This is a genomic window from Geobacillus sp. PLS 41 (genome assembly GCF_056494105.1).
This window is the reverse complement of sequence record NZ_CM151395.1, coordinates 2227513-2246728: the sequence shown is the minus strand read 5'-3', so window position 1 is coordinate 2246728 and position 19216 is coordinate 2227513. Positions and strand designations below refer to the sequence as shown.

Genomic DNA, 19216 nt, shown 5'->3' with positions numbered 1-19216 from the left:
CGCCCCTTCAACAATGAAATGGAGGATTTACGATGAACAGCGAACAACAACAAACGGTCTTTCTATGTGTATCGTATTTGTTGTCTTACCCGGACGAACAGTGGGCCGAATCGCTTCCTGACTGCCTAGACGCCATCCGCTCGCTTGACGATGAAACCGTCCGTGCGCCGCTTTTGGCAGTGGCCGAACAGCTCGCGGTCACCCCGGCTCGAGAGCGGATGGAGCAATATGTCGAAACATTTGATTTCGGCAAAAAAACGAATTTGTACTTGACGTATATGACAAACGGCGAGCAGCGGGAGCGCGGAATCGAACTCGTCGCCTTAAAAGCGCGCTACGAGGCGGCCGGATTCGCCGTCTCCGATCACGAGCTGCCCGACTACTTGCCGCTCATGCTTGAATGGATGGCCTATGCAGATCAAGAGCATACGACCGCCTTGCTCGCCGATTATGCCGGCCATATCCGCGAAATCGGCGACCGGCTGGCAGCGGCAGGCAGCCCGTATGCACAGCTGTTTGACGCGCTCAATCACACATTCACTCAACTCGGCGTGACGCCGCTCCCGAAAGGAGGTGCAACGGCATGGCCAGCCAATTTCTCTGGGTGATTGTTCCGTATTTGGCGCTTGTCCTATTTGTCGCCGGCCATATTTGGCGCTACCAGCGCGACCAGTTTGGCTGGACATCCAAATCAAGCGAACTGCTTGAAAAACGGCAGTTGCGCCTTGGAAGCCTTCTCTTTCACTGGGGCATTTTGTTCGTGTTTGTCGGCCACGTGATGGGCATTCTCATTCCCGAGCCGTTTTACGAGGCGCTTGGCGTGACAGAAGAGATGTACCACGCCCTCGCCTTGGCAGGCGGCATTCCGGCCGGCTTGGCGGCCTTCGTTGGTTTCGTGATCCTTTTTCGCCGCCGCTTGACGGTCAAGCGCGTACGGGTGACAAGCAGCACCGGCGACTGGGTCGCGCTCGGATTTTTGCTTGTCGTGATCGCCAGCGGGTTGTCGTCGACGTTTCTGAACATCGATTCGCACGGGTTTGATTACCGGACGACAATCGGCCCGTGGTTTCGCGGCCTTCTTACGTTCCGTCCGAACCCAGCTTATATGGAAGCGGTGCCGCTTTGGTTTCAGATTCATATTCTCGCTGCATTCGGTTTGTTCGCCGTCTGGCCGTTCACCCGTCTCGTTCACGTATTCAGCTTCCCGCTCCGCTACTTGCAGCGCAGCTACGTCGTCTATCGAAAGCGAATGCCAAAACAAGCAGAGCCGGTCAACCGCGCCAAGTAAGCGAGCGGCGGGCGTCACATCAGGAACCCTAAACTGAACAGGCGGAGGGGGCAAACCGATTGCCTAACAGCCTGCCTGTCAACTTTAACGGCGGCGGGAACGAAACAACGTGCGCTTCCGCATACCCTAACGATCGCATAACAACCTGCCAACAAATGAACCAATAATAAAAAACAGGATGCCCGTCGTTTGGGGCATCCTGTTTTCCATTTGTTACTTAGTTAATGCGCGCAAACAGCTCCTCTTTCTCCGCATCGGACAACAACTGCTCGGCCATCGGGAAGAGCACGTTCTCCTCTTTCATGAAGTGCTCATCCAAAATATGATACGCCTCAATCACCGCGCCGGCAAGCGTCAACGCCTGCCTGCTGTCGATGTTCTCCGGCAGCTGGGCGGTCTTTTCTAAAAACATGGAAAGGCGCGTTTTCGCCTGTTCGTGTTCGTATTCCATAACGGCGATAGGGCCGGTCGTCCGCCCGATGTACCGAGCCATCATTGGGAACAATACGCCTTCTTCCCGCTCCGAATGCGGATCTAGGGCGGCGACGAACGATTCAACTTTTTCTCTCAAATCAGCGAGCGGCTCACGCCAGTTGCGGTCATTTTCCCCGCGGCCGATCGCCTCCGCTGCGGCAAGCAGCTGCTCCATTTGGGCGCGCAGCGGGCCGTGTTCTTGTTTTAATTGCGCCAGACCGGCGCATAATTTCACCCCTTCAGGGCCGCCCATATGGCAAAATGAATGCATCATCAATTCCTCCTTTTTATGATCCGTCCGTTGTTTCCATTATACTGTGTGCAGCATCTCCATCGTTGTGAGTCATATCACACCGCCGACAGGCAAGCGCAAAAAAAACAGCACGCTCGCCCCCATGAGCGACGCGCCGTAGCAAATCCCCGCCGAACCGTGCTCGCCATCTGCTGGAATGAGCTTCGTTTCATGCTCGCCCCGCCCTTTCATATAAAACAACCCTCAACAGGGCTTATTGTTGAAAATAACGGGCAAGCGTCACAATCATCGCTCCCATCCGCTCATGTTCCGGGGCGATGACGCGATCGACTCCCTCTTCTTCCAATGCTTCTTTTGTCACTTTGCCAACGGCGCAGGCCACGACATCGGTGCGAAACGCGTCAAGCAGCGGTGCAATCTCTTTTTTCTCGCGGGCGAACGAAAAGAAAAAGCGGACTTGCATCGCCGATGTAAAACAGACGGCATCGACTTCGCGCCCGACGATTTCTTTATACAATGTCGCCAGTGTCTCCTCATCCGGAGCGATATGCCGGTATGGCAACAATTCCGTATACAAAGCGCCTTGTTCAAGAAAAAACTGCTTCAAGGCTGGCGCGGTATCGCCGTACAGCTGTACAACAACGTTTTTTTCCGCAAAGTCGTGCCCATAAAGAGCAGCAATCAACCCTTTCGTCGTCCCGTCCTCGCTTGCGGCCACCGGGGTGACGCCGATTTGTTTCAACGCCGTCACCGTTTTATAGCCGCGGGCAGCCACGTTCGCTTCCTTGATCGTTCGATGCCATTGAGCAGCCATTCCCTCCCGGTCGGCCGCTTCCAACAGCGCCTCAAAGCCGATTCCCGTCGTAAATACGATCCAGTCCGGCCGCATGGCGATGACGGTTCGCATTTCCTCTCCCAGTTCGCTTCCCTTTGAAAAGACGGTCCCTTGCGCCGGACGAATGATGGCCGTTCCTCCTTGCTTTTCAATAAGCGTTGTCATTTCGTCCAGTTTGCGTGACGCGCACAAGGCAATCCGTTTGCCATGCATGTCCCTTCCCCCTTATGGTCAGTCGTTCGTCCTTTCCATTCTAAAAGATAGTCTTTGCCTATGCAACAAAAACCATTCCGCTCCCTGGCACATCGCAACGCGAATGCCGCCTTCATTGGGTATAGAGCCCAGCGCAACAGAACAGACCGCAGGCAGAAACAGCCGACCACCATCAAAAAAACACGCGCCCAAAGACGCGTGCCCTCCGTGTGCGCCCGGCATGGGTGCAGTCTATAGGGTGAAAGTCCCGAACTGCGAAGGCAGAAGTAGCAGTTAGCTTAACGCAAGGGTGTCTGCGGCGACGCAGAATCTGAAGGAAGCGGGCGGCAAACTTCCGGTCTGAGGAACACGAACTTCATAGGAGGCTGGGTATCATTGGGTGAGTTTGCACGACAAAACGAAGCCCTTTCTGCCGAAGGTGATACCGAGTAAATGAAGCAGATGGATGGAAGGAAAGACTGCACTCTTACCCGGGGAGGTCTGTCCGGGAAGCCAAGTGCGCTTGGCAACCGTTGGAGCGATCCAACGCTGAACGGACAGAAGTCAGCAGAGGTCATAGTACCCGTCTAGCTTAGATAGAAGGGGAAGGACCGAACCATGAAGGAGAACGGCCACTAGGCGTTCATCTTCTTTGATGAAGCAGATAACCCGAAAGGGCCTGCTTGAGGGGGGAAATGGTGAAGTCCATGGGGAACCTCAAGAGGGTGGAGAAGAAGATGGCACAAATAGAACGGACCGTTCACGTAGAGAGGAAGAATCGGAATGTGGATGAAACAGGTAATGTCACGAGAGAATCTCCTGCGAGCACTCAAACAAGTGGAAAAGAATAAAGGGTCCCATGGAACCGATGGAATGTCCGTCAAAGACCTGCGAAGACACCTCGTGGAACATTGGGACGCGATACGGCACGCTTTAGAAGAAGGGACCTACGAACCTTGCCCGGTCCGACGGGTCGAAATCCCGAAACCGAACGGAGGAGTCAGGTTACTAGGAATCCCGACCGTGACAGACCGGTTCATCCAACAGGCCATCGCCCAAGTGCTCACGCCGATCTTTGACCCATCCTTTTCGGAACACAGCTACGGGTTTCGTCCCGGTCGAAGAGGACACGACGCGGTGAAAAAGGCGAAGCAGTATATTCAGGAAGGATATACATGGGTGGTAGATATCGACTTGGAAAAGTTCTTTGATCGAGTCAACCATGACAAACTGATGGGGATATTAGCGAAACGAATTCCAGACAAAATCCTCCTAAAGTTGATACGGAAGTATCTACAGGCAGGGGTCATGATCAACGGGGTGGTCATGGAAACACAAGAGGGGACTCCACAAGGAGGGCCGCTCAGTCCACTCCTGTCCAACATTCTCCTGGATGAGCTGGACAAAGAATTGGAAAAACGAGGGCACAAGTTTGTACGGTATGCGGATGACTGCAATATCTACGTAAGGACGAAGAAGGCCGGGGAACGGGTGATGAAATCGATCACGGCATTCATCGAAAAGAAACTCCGGCTGAAAGTCAACGAAACCAAATCGGCAGTGGATCGTCCGTGGAGGAGAAAATTCCTCGGTTTTAGCTTCACCCCAAGTAAGGAGCCAAAAATCCGAATTGCAAAGGAAAGCATTCGGCGCATGAAGCAAAGGATACGCACCATGACGAGCCGATCGAAACCGATTCCCATGCCCGAACGAATCGAACAGCTCAATCAATACATTCTGGGATGGTGTGGATACTTTTCGCTAGCAGAGACCCCAAGTGTGTTCAAAGAACTAGATGGATGGATTCGACGAAGGCTGCGCATGTGCCAATGGAAAGAGTGGAAACTTCCGAGAACCAGAGTCCGAAAACTGCAAAGTTTAGGAGTGCCCAAGCAGAAAGCATATGAATGGGGAAACACTCGGAAGAAATATTGGAGAGTGGCCGCCAGTCCCATCCTGCATAAAGCCCTTGGCAACTCCTATTGGGAGAGCCAAGGGCTGAAGAGTCTTTATCAACGATATGAATCTCTGCGTCAGACTTAATGGAACCGCCGTATACCGAACGGTACGTACGGTGGTGTGAGAGGACGAGGGTTAGTCACCCTCTCCTACTCGATTCAACGAGTATGTACCATGGCCTCTTCTCCCCGACGGTCAAAGGAACCGATGATGCGCGTCGGCTCGACGGAAATGAGCCGGTCCAACGGAATGTTCATCGTCTTTGGCGAGGAGACCCCCACTTCAACGACCAAAGGGAGTAAGTGGGGGAGGAATCGCTTTTTTTGTTTTTGTATCACTAAAAAATATGATATAATATATGATATAACTCACATTTCGCACCCTAACAAGGTCAAAACAAAGGATTTTTTATTTAGTTTTTCAGAATAACTTTTTGACCAACACGACGAGCGATGGCTATCCTTTTTTTACCATCGCTGGTCGTTCCGTATGACGTTACACGTAAATGCTCTCATCCAGCCCCAACCCCTGCAGAATCCTTCGTTGTTCAGGGGTGAGGGAGCGATCCAGTGAGCGTTGGATGCGTCCATCCGGCAGCTCCAGGAGGACGACGTTCACATATTGAAACAGCTGAAAAATCGCCTGTCCTGTCGGCCGAGTCAGCTTGCGGCCTCCAGGACCCTTCAACGGGTGTTCTGGAGTAATAAACTGACGCACTCGGCGCTGAAAAACGCGGTAAATCGCCAAGGCCAACAGAAACAAATAGCCCAATACCGCAACTCGTTCTGGCTTTTTGACATAGATCTCATCCGTGAAAAAAGGGTCTTTCAAAAAAGCGAAGTTCATTTCCACCGAGATCTGCCCTTTATATAGCTTCAAGATCTCTTGGGCATCCATTTGTTGACCCTTCCATTCCTCCGGAACGGTCGTGACGAGGACAAACCGGGACGCTTTCCGTCTTGCCTGTTCCCACGCGTTTTGGTCGAATTCGACGTCAAGGCGCAAGAGATACCGCGTCTCCATCTCGGGTTCCGCCCCTTTTTTCGGCCGTCCGCGCCGTTTTTTCGGGCGTACGATCTCTTCGACCGCGGCCTTGACCTGATGAAACCGTGGGCGAAGGGACGTCTTGAGGGACGCCAAGGCTTGTTCAGCGTCTTCCCGGCACGAGAAAGGGTGGCGCTCCCAATGGGCTTGTTCCTCGCGAAGAAGCTCCGCTTCTTTGGTTCGTTCTTTTTCGAGCGTCTTTCCTTTTCGCTGGTCGAGCGCACTCGATTCGACGACGATCAGCCGAACGGGGTGGCCTTCATAGGTGGAGGATGTTTCCCATACCCGGTACGTGGCGCCGTTTCTCTCCGCCAGCGTAAAGGGGTCGCTCCACGGGATGTGAGGCGAATCGGCCTCCGCTAATGCCCGTTTCACGATCCGAAGCGACGAAGGGCCTCGGGTGATCAAAAAGGCGTTGGCGGCTTTCGTCTGCGCCAGAGTGTCTTTCGTCATGGCGGCGGAATCGGCCACGTAAATCCATTCGTCTTCCATCTTGGCTTGTTTGAGCTGTTCGTGGACATGGGACAGCACCTCCGGATTCCACGTTTTGTCCGGCAGGTTGCCGTCGTGCACATCGCCGTAAAACGGGATGCCATCCTCGTTGCCGATCAGCCCGAAACCGATCTGTTTTTGCCAGCGATGATGCCGGTTGTAGCCATGCGTGATCCGCAGGGCCTCTGACGAGACCGATTCATACGCGCCGTAAACCGTCTTGTCCGTCGTATCGGCGTGAAAGGCTCGGAGGGAAAGGCCTTCTTTGCGATAAATATGAATCAAGCAAGTGCTGATGACGTTGTGAATGCCAGCCTCATACAGGCGATCGAGATGACGGGCCAACGCATCGTCGTTCAACCAGGAAGGATGGAGACCGGGACGGATGAGTTTCTCTAGATCGATCTCCTGAGCCCATCGTTCCACGTGAACGAGGGCTTGCCGGCCGTCAAACATATTGTAGATGATGGCCTGAACGGCATCGCTGACTCGCGTTTGGCACTGCGGATCGACGGGCACGAGATGGTCAATCAATTGGGGCAGGCCCAGTTTCTTGAATAGGGCACTTATTATATTCAAATAATAATTGCGATAGACCTTTTTGACTTGAACGTTCATGAGAGAAAAACTCCTTCACTTTCCTTGTATGTCAAGGATTCATTCGACGATGGACATAAAAAATCCTCCCGATTTTCGTTGGGAGGGTGCGAAATGTGAGATATAATATATTATATAATATATTTAGTGAAAGAGAGGTGAGACAAATGGACATGACGTTAACAGCCAAAATCAAAATTTACCCAACAGCGGAACAAGCAGAAGTATTGAAAGCCACCCTTTCCGCTTATCGACAAGCGTGCAACGCTGTGTCTGTTGTGATTTTTGACACAAAAGTGCTTGTACAAGCCAAGTTACACGACATGACCTATCGTCTACTTCGATCAAACTACGCTTTGCGTTCGCAAATGGCGCAATCTGTGATTAAAACGGTGATCGCTAGATACCGTTCCCTAAAAAGCAATGGTCACGAATGGACATTGGTTCGCTTTAAAAAACTTGAATATGATCTCGTTTGGAATCGAGATTATTCGCTTGTTCAAGGCGTATTTTCTGTCAATACGCTAGAAGGACGAATCAAAGTACCGTTCGAACCAAAAGGCATGGAACAATATTTTGATGGCTCATGGACGTTTGGCACAGCCAAACTCGTCTACAAGCATAACAAATTCTTTTTGCACATCCCCATGACCAAAACAATTCCAACCGTAGATGAACACAACATTCGCCAAGTGGTCGGTGTCGATGTGGGTGTTAACTTTCTTGCAACAGCTTATGATTCGCAAGGGAAAACTACCTTTTTTAACGGACGAAAAATCAAGCATATGCGTGCCAAGTACAAACGAATGCGAAAAACCCTCCAGCAAAAAGGGACGGCTTCTGCGCGTCGGAAGTTGAAAACAATCGGACAACGAGAAAACCGTTGGATGACGGATGTGAACCATGCTGTCACGAAGGCACTCGTTCGTCAATATGGAGAACGTACCCTTTTTGTATTAGAAGATTTAACAGGCATTCGTGAAAAAACAGAACGTGTACGTATCCATGACCGATATGAAACCGTATCGTGGGCGTTCTATCAGTTCCGTCAACTGTTAGAGTATAAGGCACGTTTGCATGGGTCAAAAGTGATGGTGGTTGCTCCGCATTACACCTCTTTGACATGTCCAAAGTGTGGTCATACGGAAAAAGCCAATCGAAACAAGCGTACACACACCTTTTGTTGCCGAACATGCGGATACACCTCAAACGATGACCGCATTGGTGCTATGAACCTTCAACGAAAAGGAATAGAGTACATCGTTGAAGGAACGACACAGGCATGACCTGCGTCGTTGGGTAGTTGTCAACCTGCCCCTAATGCAACCCCAAGTCAAGGAAGGAGGACGAAGTCCGCTCGCACTTCTGGGGAGTTGCAAGCCCCCACTTCAAGCGTTAGCGAAGTGGGGGTAGTTGACTAGACGCATTTGCCGGTTGTAAACAAACAGTTTGCGCGTGTCCTGATACAGCTTGACCGGCAGCACGACCGCTTCCCCTTGATAGGTTTTTACACGCACCGGCTGCTTCTCGGCAATCCACGCCGACAGCTGTTCATACCATTCCATTCTGATTGTTCCCCCTTCTCATCCGATCCTACTTATGATTATAAACGGAAAAAGCGGAAAAAAGGGGGAAAGAAAAATCAACAAATTCGACGAAGGGATGACAAACCGTGTCGATAAATGTTCAGCGCACGGAAATGTTCCGTGCGCCTTTGGAGGTGGTCAGCGGTGGATCAACACACGCGCTGCCGTGCGGTCAACGCTTTCACCGATGACGCGGATTTTTAGGCCATAGTTGGGCACGTTCCGGCCGGCGTCGACGGCCCCTTTATTGTCATACGACCGGCTGTCGTCAAACACCGGCGTCGGCGATGTATCGTTGTCGATCAGCTGTGAGCCATTGATTGCCACGCGGAATGGGGCTCCTTTTTGCAGGCTGAACGCCGCATCGTGCACTTGATAGCGAGTCGACGCTGTCGTATTGCCCGACCATTTTAACGTATGCTGGTCGGCATCCACAACGCCAAGAAACCCTTCGCCCGGATGGACGCCCGTCCAGTTGTTGTCATAGCCTTCATCCACATACCAGACGACAAGCCCTGGATCGTACGAAAGAAGCCGGTCGCCGCGCAAAATATGGGCGAGCCCTTCATCGACGCCGCGGTGGTTGCGCCATTCAAGCAAATAATAATGCTTCGAGCGCGCGATGCCGTCGCTTTTCGCAAAACCGTCCAACGCGAAAGCGCTGTCGCCCTCTGCATCGTCTGTGAGCGCGATTGTTCCATCTGCCGTCACTTGAATGTTGTCAACATACCAGCCAGCTTCCGACACCGCCACATCGGTGATGTAATGGAAGCGAAGGTCAATCGTTTGTCCTGCATAGGCCGACAAGTCAAATTCCGCCTTCACCCAGCCGTTTGACGTACCGGTAATGCCGTTGCCCGGGTTTTGCCCGTACGGATTGTCGGGCGTCGTAATGTTTCCTTGAATTGTTGTCCATTCGTTGCTGCCATGCGGTTTTACTTCTACCGCCCCATAATCCCAGTCTTTCTCAATCGCATACCATGTATCAAATGCCAGCGTCGCCTTGGACGCTCTCGTCAAATCGATCGTCGTTGACATCGTATGATCTAAGTTGTTTCCACTGCCGGAGAAATAGGCATACGCACCGCTTGGCGGGGTCGTGATGACCGTTTCTTTGTCCGGCAAGTTGATGCGCACGGCATCGTTGTTCGTCCCTTTCGTGTTCGCTTCATCGAGCACGACTTCAACACCGTTTGGCGTTACTTCGTTCCACTCAACGGTCGTTCCGCTCAGCCAGTTGCTGCCGGGCATGGTCGACTGCAAAAACTGTTTCGCCCAGGCGCTGAAGCCGGTCGGCTCGGTGCCCGGAATGCGTCCCGCCCAACTTCCGCTTGACATAATCGACCAATAGGCAACTGGCTCGCCCAGACCGGAGTAAATCGTATCGTATTCATCCGGCAGCCCTAAATCGTGGCCGTATTCGTGAGCAAACACTCCTGCCGCCCCGTCAGCCGGCTCAATCGTATAATCGTAAGCCGCCAGTTGGCCGCGCCAATACGGCACATCCGTCGTCGTATTCGGAATGCGGTACACCGATCCTAAATTCCAGCGGTGCGACCAAATGGCATCGCCGCCGAGCGAACCGCCGCCCGATTCTTCTCCGACGCTGGAGTGAATGATCATTAAATGGTCAATCAAACCGTCCGGTTCGCGATAATTGCCGTCGCCGTCTAAATCGTAGCGATCCTCTTGGTCAAACTCACGCAAATCAATGGTCGGATCCTGGGCGGCTGCCGCCAGCGCTTCGCGCACAAGCGCCCGTGGATTGACGTCATTGCCATCCGGCGCCGGTACATTTCCGCCATAGTATTTAGCCGGATACTTCGCCTGATACCAGCCTGCCACTTTTCCTTCAATGGAATAGCTGCCGCCTGATTGCTCTTCATAATATTTTTTTACTGAGATAAGCTTCTCGCCATTCGGTCCATCGTAATAGCCGTCATCGCCGCCGAAAATCATATCTTCATAATGTTCGCGTGTATAATCTTTATAATACATATCCGTTTCAGTTGGCTGAATGTTGTTATGCGGAAAGTCCGGATACTCGATGAGCAAAACGAGTACACGGTCGACCCGCTTGCCGCCGTTCCATGGCTCCGGCTTGACGGATGGCACGGAAGCCGTTTTCGATTGTCCGAGCTTTTTCCCTTTCCCGTTCAGCACGCCATTTGTCTGCTGTCCGTCCTGCATCGCCTCGGCGCGCTTTGCCTCTTTATCGTATAATTCTCCTTTTCCCCGCGGCATATGAATCGCCTTTTGCCGCAAATAGTCGCGCACTGCTTGTTCCACCTCAGCAGGAGTCGCATCAGCGCGAAGCTTTCCGCTCCGTTTCAACATTTCCGCCAGCTTTTCCTCATTGGCAATCGCAAAATCGACCGGTCCCCCTTGCTTCACAGCTGGAATGCCGGGGGCGTTAGCCGCTTTCGGCGCTTCCGCCGGAGATGCCCACAGCCCGATGCCGAGCGACAGCGCCGCAACAAGTGATGGAATCGACCGTTTTTTCAAAAATATCCCTCCATATCAAATAAAAGGTTGATAGAAAATATATACAATTAAAATATTATAGAATAATATAAAAAAATAAAGGGTATTTTTTATCAAGAACAAAATAGTTCTTTTTACCTATATTTGTCGAAAAAACGAGATTTATAGCAAAAAAAGGCTATCGATTTCACCTTAACATCCAGACAGTTTTCCAGTTACAATGTAATATATTCGCAGTTTTTGTAGAAATTCTGGTTATGCAGCTTGACGATGGGAAAGAAGGTGCCGCGATGCTGAATATTTTCAAAGACTTTTTGCTCAACTTGTTTTTCATCCTTCTGCCGGTGTTCCTCGTTCCCCTCTGTACGGAGCAGGAGAAGAGACCAAAACGATTCCGCCTTTATTTGCCGACCATTTGTTACGCCGTCGTGATCATGTTATGCATCACCCTCCCGGTCGGAACAGAGAGCGATTTCATCTTCGACTTGCGGCAAATTCCTCTGTGGCTTGGCGGTTTGTACGGCGGAGCGGGGGCGGCGACGGTTTTAGCGTTTACGGCGATCGCCTACCGCTCGCTGTTCGGCGGAGCTGGCGTCTTCGTCACCGTCGTCGTTTCCATCGCCATCGCTGCAACAAGCAGTTTATTGACAAAACGGTTTGTCGAGCTGCCAACCAAACAGCGCACGCTGTTCGCTGCATCGCTCAGCTTCGGCTCTGGCCTATTGACCGTCGCCATAGCGGAGTGGATGGCTGCTGCGGTTTCTCCTCCGCCTTCCGTTGCGCTTATCTTTTTGTTTGTACAGCCCATCAGCATGCTCATCGTTTGTTCGTTTCAGGAAATGGTGCACCATAACATCGCGCTGCGCAAACGAGTGATTCGCGCCGAGAAAATGGAAGCCGTCACCCATTTAGCTGCTTCCATCTCTCATGAAATTCGCAATCCACTCACCGCGGCGCGTGGGTTTATCCAACTGATCGAAGAGCAGCCGCTCGCTGCCGACAAACGCCGCCAGTATGCGCGCATCGCCATTGAGGAGCTTGACCGAGCTGAAGCGATCATCACCGATTACTTGACGTTTGCCAAGCCGGCGCCCGAGACGCCGGAAAAGCTGAACGTGAAGCTCGAAATCGAGCGAGTCATTGACATCCTCCGCCCGCTCGCCAATATGAGCTGCGTCGATATTCAAGCGACGCTTGCCCCATTTTCCGTCATCGGTGAGCGCGAAAAATTCCGTCAATGTTTGCTCAATGTAATGAAAAACGCCATCGAAGCGATGCCTAACGGCGGGACGTTGCAAGTATACGTCTCCATTGACAACGGACGTGTGCTCATCCGCATCGCTGATACCGGCGTTGGCATGACGAAAGAACAGCTCGAACGGCTTGGCGAACCGTATTTTACGACGAAAGGCGTCAAAGGCACGGGGCTCGGAATGATGGTCGTCTACCGCATCATTGAATCGATGAACGGAACGATTCGCATCGAAAGCGAAATACATAAAGGAACGACGGTGTCGATTTATTTGCCGCTCGCACCGTCTCCTTCTTCCTCAACGATTTCTGATAAAGAAAAACAGCTGTTTGCCGCCTTATGATATAGCGAAGACCGGCCGCAAGGGCTCTTGTGAACAAAGGTCAACATATCGATATCCTGTATGCCCAGCCATCAAAGGGCCTTTTCTTTTGGTCTGGGCATCTTTTCCTTTAGCCGCCCTTCGCACAGATGAGTAAACTATTTTTGGGTAAAATTCAGGAATAGATCCCCAGTTGCGAACGGATCGCCCTAGTTTAACATCACAGCGGTTTCTGCTACAATACTATCGAAGCGAAACACATCGAGGGAAAAGGAGACAGTTGCATGATTCACGTCAAAACGGAACGGGAAATTCAATTGATGCGCGAGGCGGGGAAGCTGCTCGCCGCCTGTCATCAAGAGATCGCCAAACGCATCGGACCGGGCGTCACAACGATGGAAATCGACCGGTTCGTTGAAACGTTTTTGGCCAAATACGGCGCCAAACCGGAACAAAAAGGATACCGCGGCTATCCGTATGCGACATGCGCTTCCATTAACGATGAAATTTGCCACGGGTTTCCGCGCAATGAGCCGCTGAAAGAAGGCGATATCGTCACGATCGATTTTGTCGTCAATTTGCGCGGAGCGCTCGCCGATTCCGCCTGGACGTACGCCATCGGCGACGTCGGCAAAGACGTGGAAAAGCTGCTTAACGTCACCGAGCAGTCGCTCTATAAAGGAATCGAGCAAGCCGTTCTCGGCAATCGGATCGGCGACATCGGCCACGCCATTCAAACGTACGTCGAAGCGCACGGCTTTTCCGTCGTCCGCGATTTCACCGGACACGGCATCGGCCCGACGATTCACGAAGAGCCGTATGTCCCCCACTTCGGTGAAAAAGGAAAAGGGATGCGTTTAAAGGAAGGGATGGTCATCACGATCGAACCGATGGTCAACATGGGGGCATGGCAAAGCAAAATGGATCCGAACGGCTGGACGGCGCGAACGATCGACGGCTCGTATTCAGCGCAATATGAACATACGATCGCCATTACAAAAAACGGGCCGCTCATTTTAACGACGCCGGCGTAACGGTAACCCCCGGACAAAACACTTTGTCCGGGGGTTATCCATAATTCGCCCAAACTTCTTGCTAACCTATCTATCGTCTCTCCGCCTTATTCTTTTCCTTTTGTTTACATAATAAAATTATGGTTGCTAACCTTCGATCACCTTCACATACAACGTCCGCTGGCGCGGCCCATCGTATTCACAAAAATACACACCTTGCCAGCGTCCAAGCAGCAGCCGGCCTTCGTGAATAATGACGTGCTGCGACGCGCCAACCGTGCTCGCTTTCATATGAGCGGCCGTGTTTCCTTCCATATGGCGGTCAAGCGGATGCTCCCACGGATACGTTTCATCAAAACGGCGCATCATGTCGCGCTTGACATCTGGATCCGCGTTTTCGTTAATGGTGATGCCAGCCGTTGTATGCGGACAATAAACGACAGCGATCCCTTCCGTCACGTTAGCCTGGCGCACCGTCTCCTCGACGAATGAAGTAATGTCGATCATGTCATCCCGCTTTGCCGTGCGGATTGTAAACGAACGAAGCATACATTCCACCACCTGGGCAAACATTTTGTACTTCGCAAAAAAGGTTTGCTACTCTAAATAATATAATACAAAAAATGGAGTGAGAAATCATTGGCCAAGCGCTATGAAAACTTAGACGGCGTCTCGACGCACAAAACATGGGCCGATTTCCGCCGCTGGCAGCGGGAGCGGAAACAAAAACAAAAAGATTTGTCCTACGTCGTGCCGCATGTTTCACCGCCTCAATACGAGCGGCTTCAGAAGCCGAACGGACGGCCGCAGCTCTGCTGGGTCGGCCATTCGACCTTTGTCGTTCAACTTCATGGCATCACCATCGTCACCGATCCCGTCTGGGCGAATTGGATGGGCGCGGCCAAACGCTTGACGGCTCCTGGTGTTCCGCTTGACAAGATGCCGCCCGTGGACGTTGTGCTCATTTCCCACGGCCACTATGACCATTTGCATTTCGGCAGCCTCCGCCGTTTGCACGGTGACCCGCACATATTCGTGCCCGAGGGGCTCGGCCGCTTGTTCCGCCGCCGCGGCTATCGCCGTGTCACCGAACTGTCATGGTGGGAAACGGCCTCCTTTCACGGCGTATCGCTCACATTTGTTCCCGCCCAACATTGGACGCGGCGAACGCTTTGGGATACGAATACGTCGCACTGGGGCGGGTGGGTCATTGAAGCGGACGACGCACCGACGGTTTATTTTGCTGGCGACAGCGGCTACTTCCGCGGCTTTTGCGACATCGGCGAACGCTTTTCCATCGACTATGCGCTCTTGCCGATCGGCGCGTACGAACCGGAATGGTTTATGGGGCCGCAGCACACCACACCGGAAGAAGCAGTGCAGGCGTTTTTGGACTGCCGGGCCCGCCTGTTTGTGCCGATGCATTACGGGGCGTTCCGCCTCGCCGATGATACGCCGAAAGAAGCGCTCGACCGTCTATGGACCGAGTGGCGGCGGCGCGGGTTGGAAGAGGAGCGCTTGCTTTGCTTGAAGCTCGGCGAGGTGATCGATGCCGCCCAAGCGTTGACGGCCCTTTCCCAATTCGACAATTCGTTCAGCCAAACAAGCGCAATCACCATGGTGAAACAAGCGCGGCAAAAGGAATGAGCGCAACTTTATCCAAAAGAGCGAGCCAGTCCGCGGCTCGCTCTTATTCATTGAATTGGCGGTATACGTACGGCTCCTTCGGTTTGGCCACCCTCTCCCATGACGTCACTTTTACATACGGAAGCGTCATATGAAACGGCTGGTAATACATGGTGGATAGCGTACCTTTCACATGAATCCATTCATCATTTTGAAGCGGCACCGTCTTTGGAAACTGAAGGAGCAACCCGTACACCCCTGAATCCGCAACACAATGAATGATTCCAAAGCGAAGGAGAAACGCCTCATTGGCGCGCGTCGTTTCCTCACGGTAAACAAACCCGGTGAATTCAATGTCGCGGGCGGCGAATGCACCGGGAAACTGATAAATCGTTTCCATGGCATTTAAATAGTTTTGATCATTCAACTCCAAGCGAGCAAGACGACCGTATTTTTTCAGCTCTTTTTCCATGGCATTTTGATAATCGTCCCGCCCATAATACATGCTCGTATCCGGACGCAAAAACTGCCGCTGGGCAAACGGATCGCTGCCGTCAGCCGCCATCCCAGGAACATGAATCCCTTTCGCCTTTACGACTTCAGAATCCAGCGTCGCAACGGGAAACAAGAAGGCGGAAGCCAGCGGAAAAACAAAAATAAGGTAATTCACCGCCCGCTTCCAGCGTGCGGACGGCTCATGATGGTGATGGCCGCAGCACTCTTCCCCATGATCGCGCGGTTCCTCGTTGCGGCTTGCCAGCACAAATTGCACAATCGTTAAAAAAGCAAACACAAACATCGCACTAAACGAAATATACGAATACCGCATATTAATGTATTTGCTCAACTCTCCAGTAATATATAAATGAAAAAACAAAAACGCAAACCCAAGCAAAATATACATGCGAATCATGCCGCCACCTCCTTGCTAGATCAATAGCGATCCGGCAAACACAAACAACGTGATATAGGAAATCAGTTTCCACACAAACCGGGCTCGGAATGACTGAAACAACATGAGCGTATTTTTCACATCGAGCATCGGCCCGTAAACGAGAAACGCTGCCAGCGCGTGAAACGGAAATGTGCTTTGAAACGACGAGGCGATAAATGCGTCCGCCTCGGAACAGAGCGACAGCACGAAGGCGAGCGCCATCATGACCAAAGAGGCCGCCACTTTCCCATTGCCGATCGCCACAAGCGCCGACGTTTTCACATACGTTTGCATCGCCGAAGCAATGAACGCCCCAATGATCAAATACTTCCCGGTCGCAAAAAATTCATCGATCGTATGGCGCAGGGTGCCAACGATTTTCTCTTTCCAAGTACGGGGCATCATCGGCATCTCGCGCCGTTCATGGCGCAACTCGCTGCCTTCATGCCGAATCGCCATCACGACACCGACAGCGACGGCGACAGCGCAAGCGAACAGCGCCCGACACAATACCATCGTCCAACTGCTTCCGAAAGCGATATACGTCGAAAACAGCACAACCGGATTGATGACGGGCGCCGTTAACATAAACGGCACGGCCGCGTAAAGCGGCACCCCCTTGGCGACGAGCCGCCGAGTGATCGGCACGATGCTGCATTCGCATGAAGGGAAAAACACCCCAAGCAATGTGGCATAAACAATGGCCAAAAGGCGGTTTTTCGGTATCCACCGTTGTGCGGCCTCTTCACTGACAAACATTTGAATGACTCCGGAAACAAACACCCCGAGCACAACGAACGGCAATGATTCAATCAATATGCTGATAAAAATCGTATTCAGCTGCAAAAACGTGTTCATCATGGGTTCTCCTCTCATTTACAACCGTTCATTTTATCATGATAAATGACCATTGTCATGAAAATTTGGTAAGAAAAATAGCAAACTCCATAACAAAAAAGGCGCTCCGCCTTTGGCGAAACGCCTCTTCTTCTATTATTCTTCCACTTCTTTTTTCCACAACCCGACCATCAATGCGGTTACGATGGAACCAATCAAAATAGCCAAGATATAAAGCCATGCACTGCCTTTGACGATCGGGATGACGAAAATCCCTCCGTGCGGCGCCGGCAGCCCGATATGGAACCACATCGTCAACGCTCCCGCAACAGCCGATCCGACGATAATCGATGGAATGACCCGCACCGGGTCAGCCGCGGCAAACGGAATCGCCCCTTCGGTAATGAACGAAGCGCCCATGATATAGCACGTTTTTCCGGCTTCCCGCTCGGCTTTCGTGAATTTCTTTTTAAAGAACGTTGTCGCCAGCGCCAATCCGAGCGGCGGCACCATCCCGCCAGCCATAATCGCTGCATGCGGCGCAAAGTTGCCAGCTTCAATCATCGCCAGGCCAAACGTATACGCCGCTTTGTTGATTGGTCCGCCCATATCGACCGCCATCATGCCGCCCAACACCGCGCCAAGCAGCACTAAGTTGGCGGTTCCCATGCCGGAAAGCCAATGTTTCAGCCCTTCATTCAACGCCTTGACAGGATCGATGACCACATACATCATAATGACGCCGGTGAGGAAAATGCCGAATACCGGATAGAGCAGCACCGGTTTAATCCCCTCAAGCGACTGCGGCAAGCGGCTGAACAGTTTGCGCAGCCCGACGACCAAATACCCGGCCAGAAAGCCAGCGATCAATCCGCCCAAGAAACCCGCCCCGCCGTTCGCCGCCAGAAAACCGCCGACCATCCCCGGCGCAAACCCCGGCCGGTCGGCAATGCTCATGGCGATGAACGCGGCCAGCACAGGAACCATTAACGCAAACGCATTGCCGCCGCCAATGTCCATTAACAGTTTGGCAAACGGATGATACGACGGATCTTTCGGATCAAACGCTTTAATGCCGAAGGTGAAGGAAAGCGCAATCAAAATCCCGCCGCCGACGACAAACGGAAGCATATTCGATACACCGTTCATCAAATGCTTGTAAAAACCGGTGCGCGGCTTCGCCGCTCCCGCGCTGCCTCGCGCCGTGCTGCTCGCCCGATAAATCGGTGCATCTTGGCGCAACGCCTGCTCGATCAGCTTCTCCGGCTGACGAATCGCCTGGGCGACTGGCACTTGAATGACGTGTTTGCCGTTGAAGCGGTCCATTTCGACTTGTTTATCGGCTGCGACAATGATCGCCGTTGCCTCTTCAATCTCCTGCGCCGTCAGAGCGTTTTTCACTCCATCGGAGCCGTTTGTCTCGACTTTGATCGCCACCCCCATTTCCGCCGCTTTCGCTTTCAGTGCATCAGCGGCCATATACGTATGAGCGATTCCTGTCGGACAAGCGGTCACCGCCAGCACTTTCCGTCGGCCGCCAGATGGGGCGCCTTGCAGAGACGGTTCTTCCCTTTTGTTCTCTTTCTCTTTGAACAAACGGAGGATCTCCTCTTCATCCGAAGCACGCTCCAACCGGGTGCGGAACGAGGCATCCATCAACAGCGACGATAGTTTCGCCAACGCCTGCAAATGCGTCTGTTCCCCGCCTTCCGGGGCCGCAATCATGAAAAACAAATGGCTTGGCTGGCCGTCCAGCGACTCGTAATCAATCCCGGCGGTCGAACGGCCAAACGCCACCGCCGGGCGCTTGACCGCCGCCGTTTTGGCGTGCGGAATGGCAACGCCATCTCCAACGCCGGTCGTGCTTTGTTGTTCGCGCGCCCAAATCGCTCGTTTGAACGCCTCCACATCGCTGACCGCCCCCGCCTCGGCGAGTTTCGCGGCCAATTCATCAATCACTTCCTCTTTTGTCTTTGCCCGAAGTTCAAGAATCATCGTTTCCTTTGTTAACAAATCCGTGACGTTCAT

Annotated in this window: 16 protein-coding genes and 1 pseudogene; 7 read left to right on the top strand and 10 right to left on the bottom strand. The window is 52.5% G+C overall.

What is annotated here, in order from left to right:
* Positions 1-32: 32 nt before the first annotated feature.
* On the top strand, positions 33-608 hold the full coding sequence (gene narJ / locus ACVX3G_RS11205; protein WP_014195921.1) for a nitrate reductase molybdenum cofactor assembly chaperone: 576 nt from the start codon (positions 33-35) through the stop codon (positions 606-608).
* Positions 584-1288 carry a respiratory nitrate reductase subunit gamma gene (gene narI / locus ACVX3G_RS11200; protein ID WP_014195922.1) on the top strand — a complete coding sequence of 235 codons (705 nt, stop codon included), beginning with the start codon at positions 584-586 and terminating at the stop codon, positions 1286-1288. Before narJ ends, narI begins: the two co-directional genes overlap by 25 nt.
* A 217-nt stretch (positions 1289-1505) precedes the next feature.
* Here narI and ACVX3G_RS11195 read toward each other — a convergent pair whose 3' ends face one another.
* The 3 genes and pseudogenes from ACVX3G_RS11195 to ACVX3G_RS11185 form a co-directional block, all read right to left on the bottom strand.
* Entirely contained in the window at positions 1506-2033 is a 528-nt protein-coding gene (locus ACVX3G_RS11195; RefSeq protein ID WP_021322595.1) for a hemerythrin domain-containing protein, read from the bottom strand.
* 111 nt (positions 2034-2144) lie between these two features.
* Positions 2145-2246 (bottom strand): annotated as a pseudogene (locus ACVX3G_RS11190) (pyruvate synthase alpha chain); the annotation flags it as partial.
* A 22-nt stretch (positions 2247-2268) separates the two neighbouring features.
* Positions 2269-3063 carry a uroporphyrinogen-III synthase gene (locus ACVX3G_RS11185; RefSeq protein ID WP_014195925.1) on the bottom strand — a complete coding sequence of 265 codons (795 nt, stop codon included), beginning with the start codon at positions 3061-3063 and terminating at the stop codon, positions 2269-2271.
* 762 nt (positions 3064-3825) lie between these two features.
* Between ACVX3G_RS11185 and ltrA the strand changes: the two genes are divergently transcribed.
* Positions 3826-5085 carry a group II intron reverse transcriptase/maturase gene (gene ltrA, locus ACVX3G_RS11180; RefSeq protein ID WP_011230853.1) on the top strand — a complete coding sequence of 420 codons (1260 nt, stop codon included), beginning with the start codon at positions 3826-3828 and terminating at the stop codon, positions 5083-5085.
* Between the two features lie 411 nt (positions 5086-5496).
* Here the strand turns inward: ltrA and ACVX3G_RS11175 are convergent, their stop codons facing one another.
* Positions 5497-7155, bottom strand: coding sequence for an IS1634 family transposase (locus ACVX3G_RS11175; RefSeq protein WP_014195927.1), 1659 nt, complete (start codon positions 7153-7155; stop codon positions 5497-5499).
* Positions 7156-7301: 146 nt separating this feature from the next.
* On the opposite strand from ACVX3G_RS11175, the gene ACVX3G_RS11170 reads away from it, so the two are divergent.
* The gene (locus tag ACVX3G_RS11170) at positions 7302-8420 is read left to right on the top strand and encodes an RNA-guided endonuclease InsQ/TnpB family protein (RefSeq protein WP_025039430.1); all 1119 of its coding nucleotides are present in this window, start codon (positions 7302-7304) and stop codon (positions 8418-8420) included.
* A 102-nt stretch (positions 8421-8522) separates the two neighbouring features.
* On the opposite strand, the gene ACVX3G_RS11165 is transcribed toward ACVX3G_RS11170, so the two are convergent.
* Together ACVX3G_RS11165 and ACVX3G_RS11160 are read right to left on the bottom strand one after the other, a co-directional pair.
* Complete coding sequence (locus ACVX3G_RS11165) at positions 8523-8699, bottom strand: hypothetical protein (protein ID WP_014195929.1); 177 nt, start codon at positions 8697-8699, stop codon at positions 8523-8525.
* 159 nt (positions 8700-8858) lie between these two features.
* Complete coding sequence (locus ACVX3G_RS11160) at positions 8859-11225, bottom strand: immune inhibitor A domain-containing protein (protein WP_158534153.1); 2367 nt, start codon at positions 11223-11225, stop codon at positions 8859-8861.
* 269 nt (positions 11226-11494) lie between these two features.
* Between ACVX3G_RS11160 and ACVX3G_RS11155 the strand changes: the two genes are divergently transcribed.
* Together ACVX3G_RS11155 and map are read left to right on the top strand one after the other, a co-directional pair.
* Positions 11495-12799 carry an ATP-binding protein gene (locus tag ACVX3G_RS11155; protein ID WP_014195931.1) on the top strand — a complete coding sequence of 435 codons (1305 nt, stop codon included), beginning with the start codon at positions 11495-11497 and terminating at the stop codon, positions 12797-12799.
* Positions 12800-13062: 263 nt separating this feature from the next.
* On the top strand, positions 13063-13812 hold the full coding sequence (gene map / locus ACVX3G_RS11150; RefSeq protein ID WP_014195932.1) for a type I methionyl aminopeptidase: 750 nt from the start codon (positions 13063-13065) through the stop codon (positions 13810-13812).
* A gap of 126 nt (positions 13813-13938) precedes the next feature.
* On the opposite strand, the gene ACVX3G_RS11145 is transcribed toward map, so the two are convergent.
* Positions 13939-14340, bottom strand: coding sequence for a secondary thiamine-phosphate synthase enzyme YjbQ (locus ACVX3G_RS11145; RefSeq protein WP_014195933.1), 402 nt, complete (start codon positions 14338-14340; stop codon positions 13939-13941).
* 90 nt (positions 14341-14430) lie between these two features.
* On the opposite strand from ACVX3G_RS11145, the gene ACVX3G_RS11140 reads away from it, so the two are divergent.
* Positions 14431-15438 (top strand): MBL fold metallo-hydrolase, encoded by a 1008-nt coding sequence (locus tag ACVX3G_RS11140; RefSeq protein ID WP_047757902.1) that lies wholly within the window; start codon positions 14431-14433, stop codon positions 15436-15438.
* A gap of 43 nt (positions 15439-15481) precedes the next feature.
* Here the strand turns inward: ACVX3G_RS11140 and ACVX3G_RS11135 are convergent, their stop codons facing one another.
* The 3 genes from ACVX3G_RS11135 to ACVX3G_RS11125 form a co-directional block, all read right to left on the bottom strand.
* Positions 15482-16330, bottom strand: coding sequence for a TIGR03943 family putative permease subunit (locus ACVX3G_RS11135; protein ID WP_047757903.1), 849 nt, complete (start codon positions 16328-16330; stop codon positions 15482-15484).
* Between the two features lie 15 nt (positions 16331-16345).
* Positions 16346-17212: a permease gene (locus ACVX3G_RS11130; protein ID WP_047757904.1), complete on the bottom strand. Its 867-nt coding sequence runs from the start codon at positions 17210-17212 to the stop codon at positions 16346-16348.
* 132 nt (positions 17213-17344) lie between these two features.
* Complete coding sequence (locus ACVX3G_RS11125; protein ID WP_020278816.1) at positions 17345-19216, bottom strand: PTS fructose transporter subunit IIABC; 1872 nt, start codon at positions 19214-19216, stop codon at positions 17345-17347.

Excerpts from the sequence above, each read along its gene's own strand:
- ACVX3G_RS11185 (WP_014195925.1), bottom strand. The coding sequence starts at position 3,063 with ATGCATGGCAAACGGATTGCCTTGTGCGCGTCACGCAAACTGGACGAA.
- ACVX3G_RS11175 (WP_014195927.1), bottom strand. The coding sequence starts at position 7,155 with ATGAACGTTCAAGTCAAAAAGGTCTATCGCAATTATTATTTGAATATA.
- ACVX3G_RS11195 (WP_021322595.1), bottom strand. The coding sequence starts at position 2,033 with ATGCATTCATTTTGCCATATGGGCGGCCCTGAAGGGGTGAAATTATGC.
- ACVX3G_RS11165 (WP_014195929.1), bottom strand. The coding sequence starts at position 8,699 with ATGGAATGGTATGAACAGCTGTCGGCGTGGATTGCCGAGAAGCAGCCG.
- ACVX3G_RS11135 (WP_047757903.1), bottom strand. The coding sequence starts at position 16,330 with ATGATTCGCATGTATATTTTGCTTGGGTTTGCGTTTTTGTTTTTTCAT.
- ACVX3G_RS11145 (WP_014195933.1), bottom strand. The coding sequence starts at position 14,340 with ATGCTTCGTTCGTTTACAATCCGCACGGCAAAGCGGGATGACATGATC.
- ACVX3G_RS11130 (WP_047757904.1), bottom strand. The coding sequence starts at position 17,212 with ATGATGAACACGTTTTTGCAGCTGAATACGATTTTTATCAGCATATTG.
- ACVX3G_RS11155 (WP_014195931.1), top strand. The coding sequence starts at position 11,495 with ATGCTGAATATTTTCAAAGACTTTTTGCTCAACTTGTTTTTCATCCTT.
- ltrA (WP_011230853.1), top strand. The coding sequence starts at position 3,826 with ATGTGGATGAAACAGGTAATGTCACGAGAGAATCTCCTGCGAGCACTC.
- narI (WP_014195922.1), top strand. The coding sequence starts at position 584 with ATGGCCAGCCAATTTCTCTGGGTGATTGTTCCGTATTTGGCGCTTGTC.
- ACVX3G_RS11170 (WP_025039430.1), top strand. The coding sequence starts at position 7,302 with ATGGACATGACGTTAACAGCCAAAATCAAAATTTACCCAACAGCGGAA.
- ACVX3G_RS11125 (WP_020278816.1), bottom strand. The coding sequence starts at position 19,216 with ATGAACGTCACGGATTTGTTAACAAAGGAAACGATGATTCTTGAACTT.
- map (WP_014195932.1), top strand. The coding sequence starts at position 13,063 with ATGATTCACGTCAAAACGGAACGGGAAATTCAATTGATGCGCGAGGCG.
- narJ (WP_014195921.1), top strand. The coding sequence starts at position 33 with ATGAACAGCGAACAACAACAAACGGTCTTTCTATGTGTATCGTATTTG.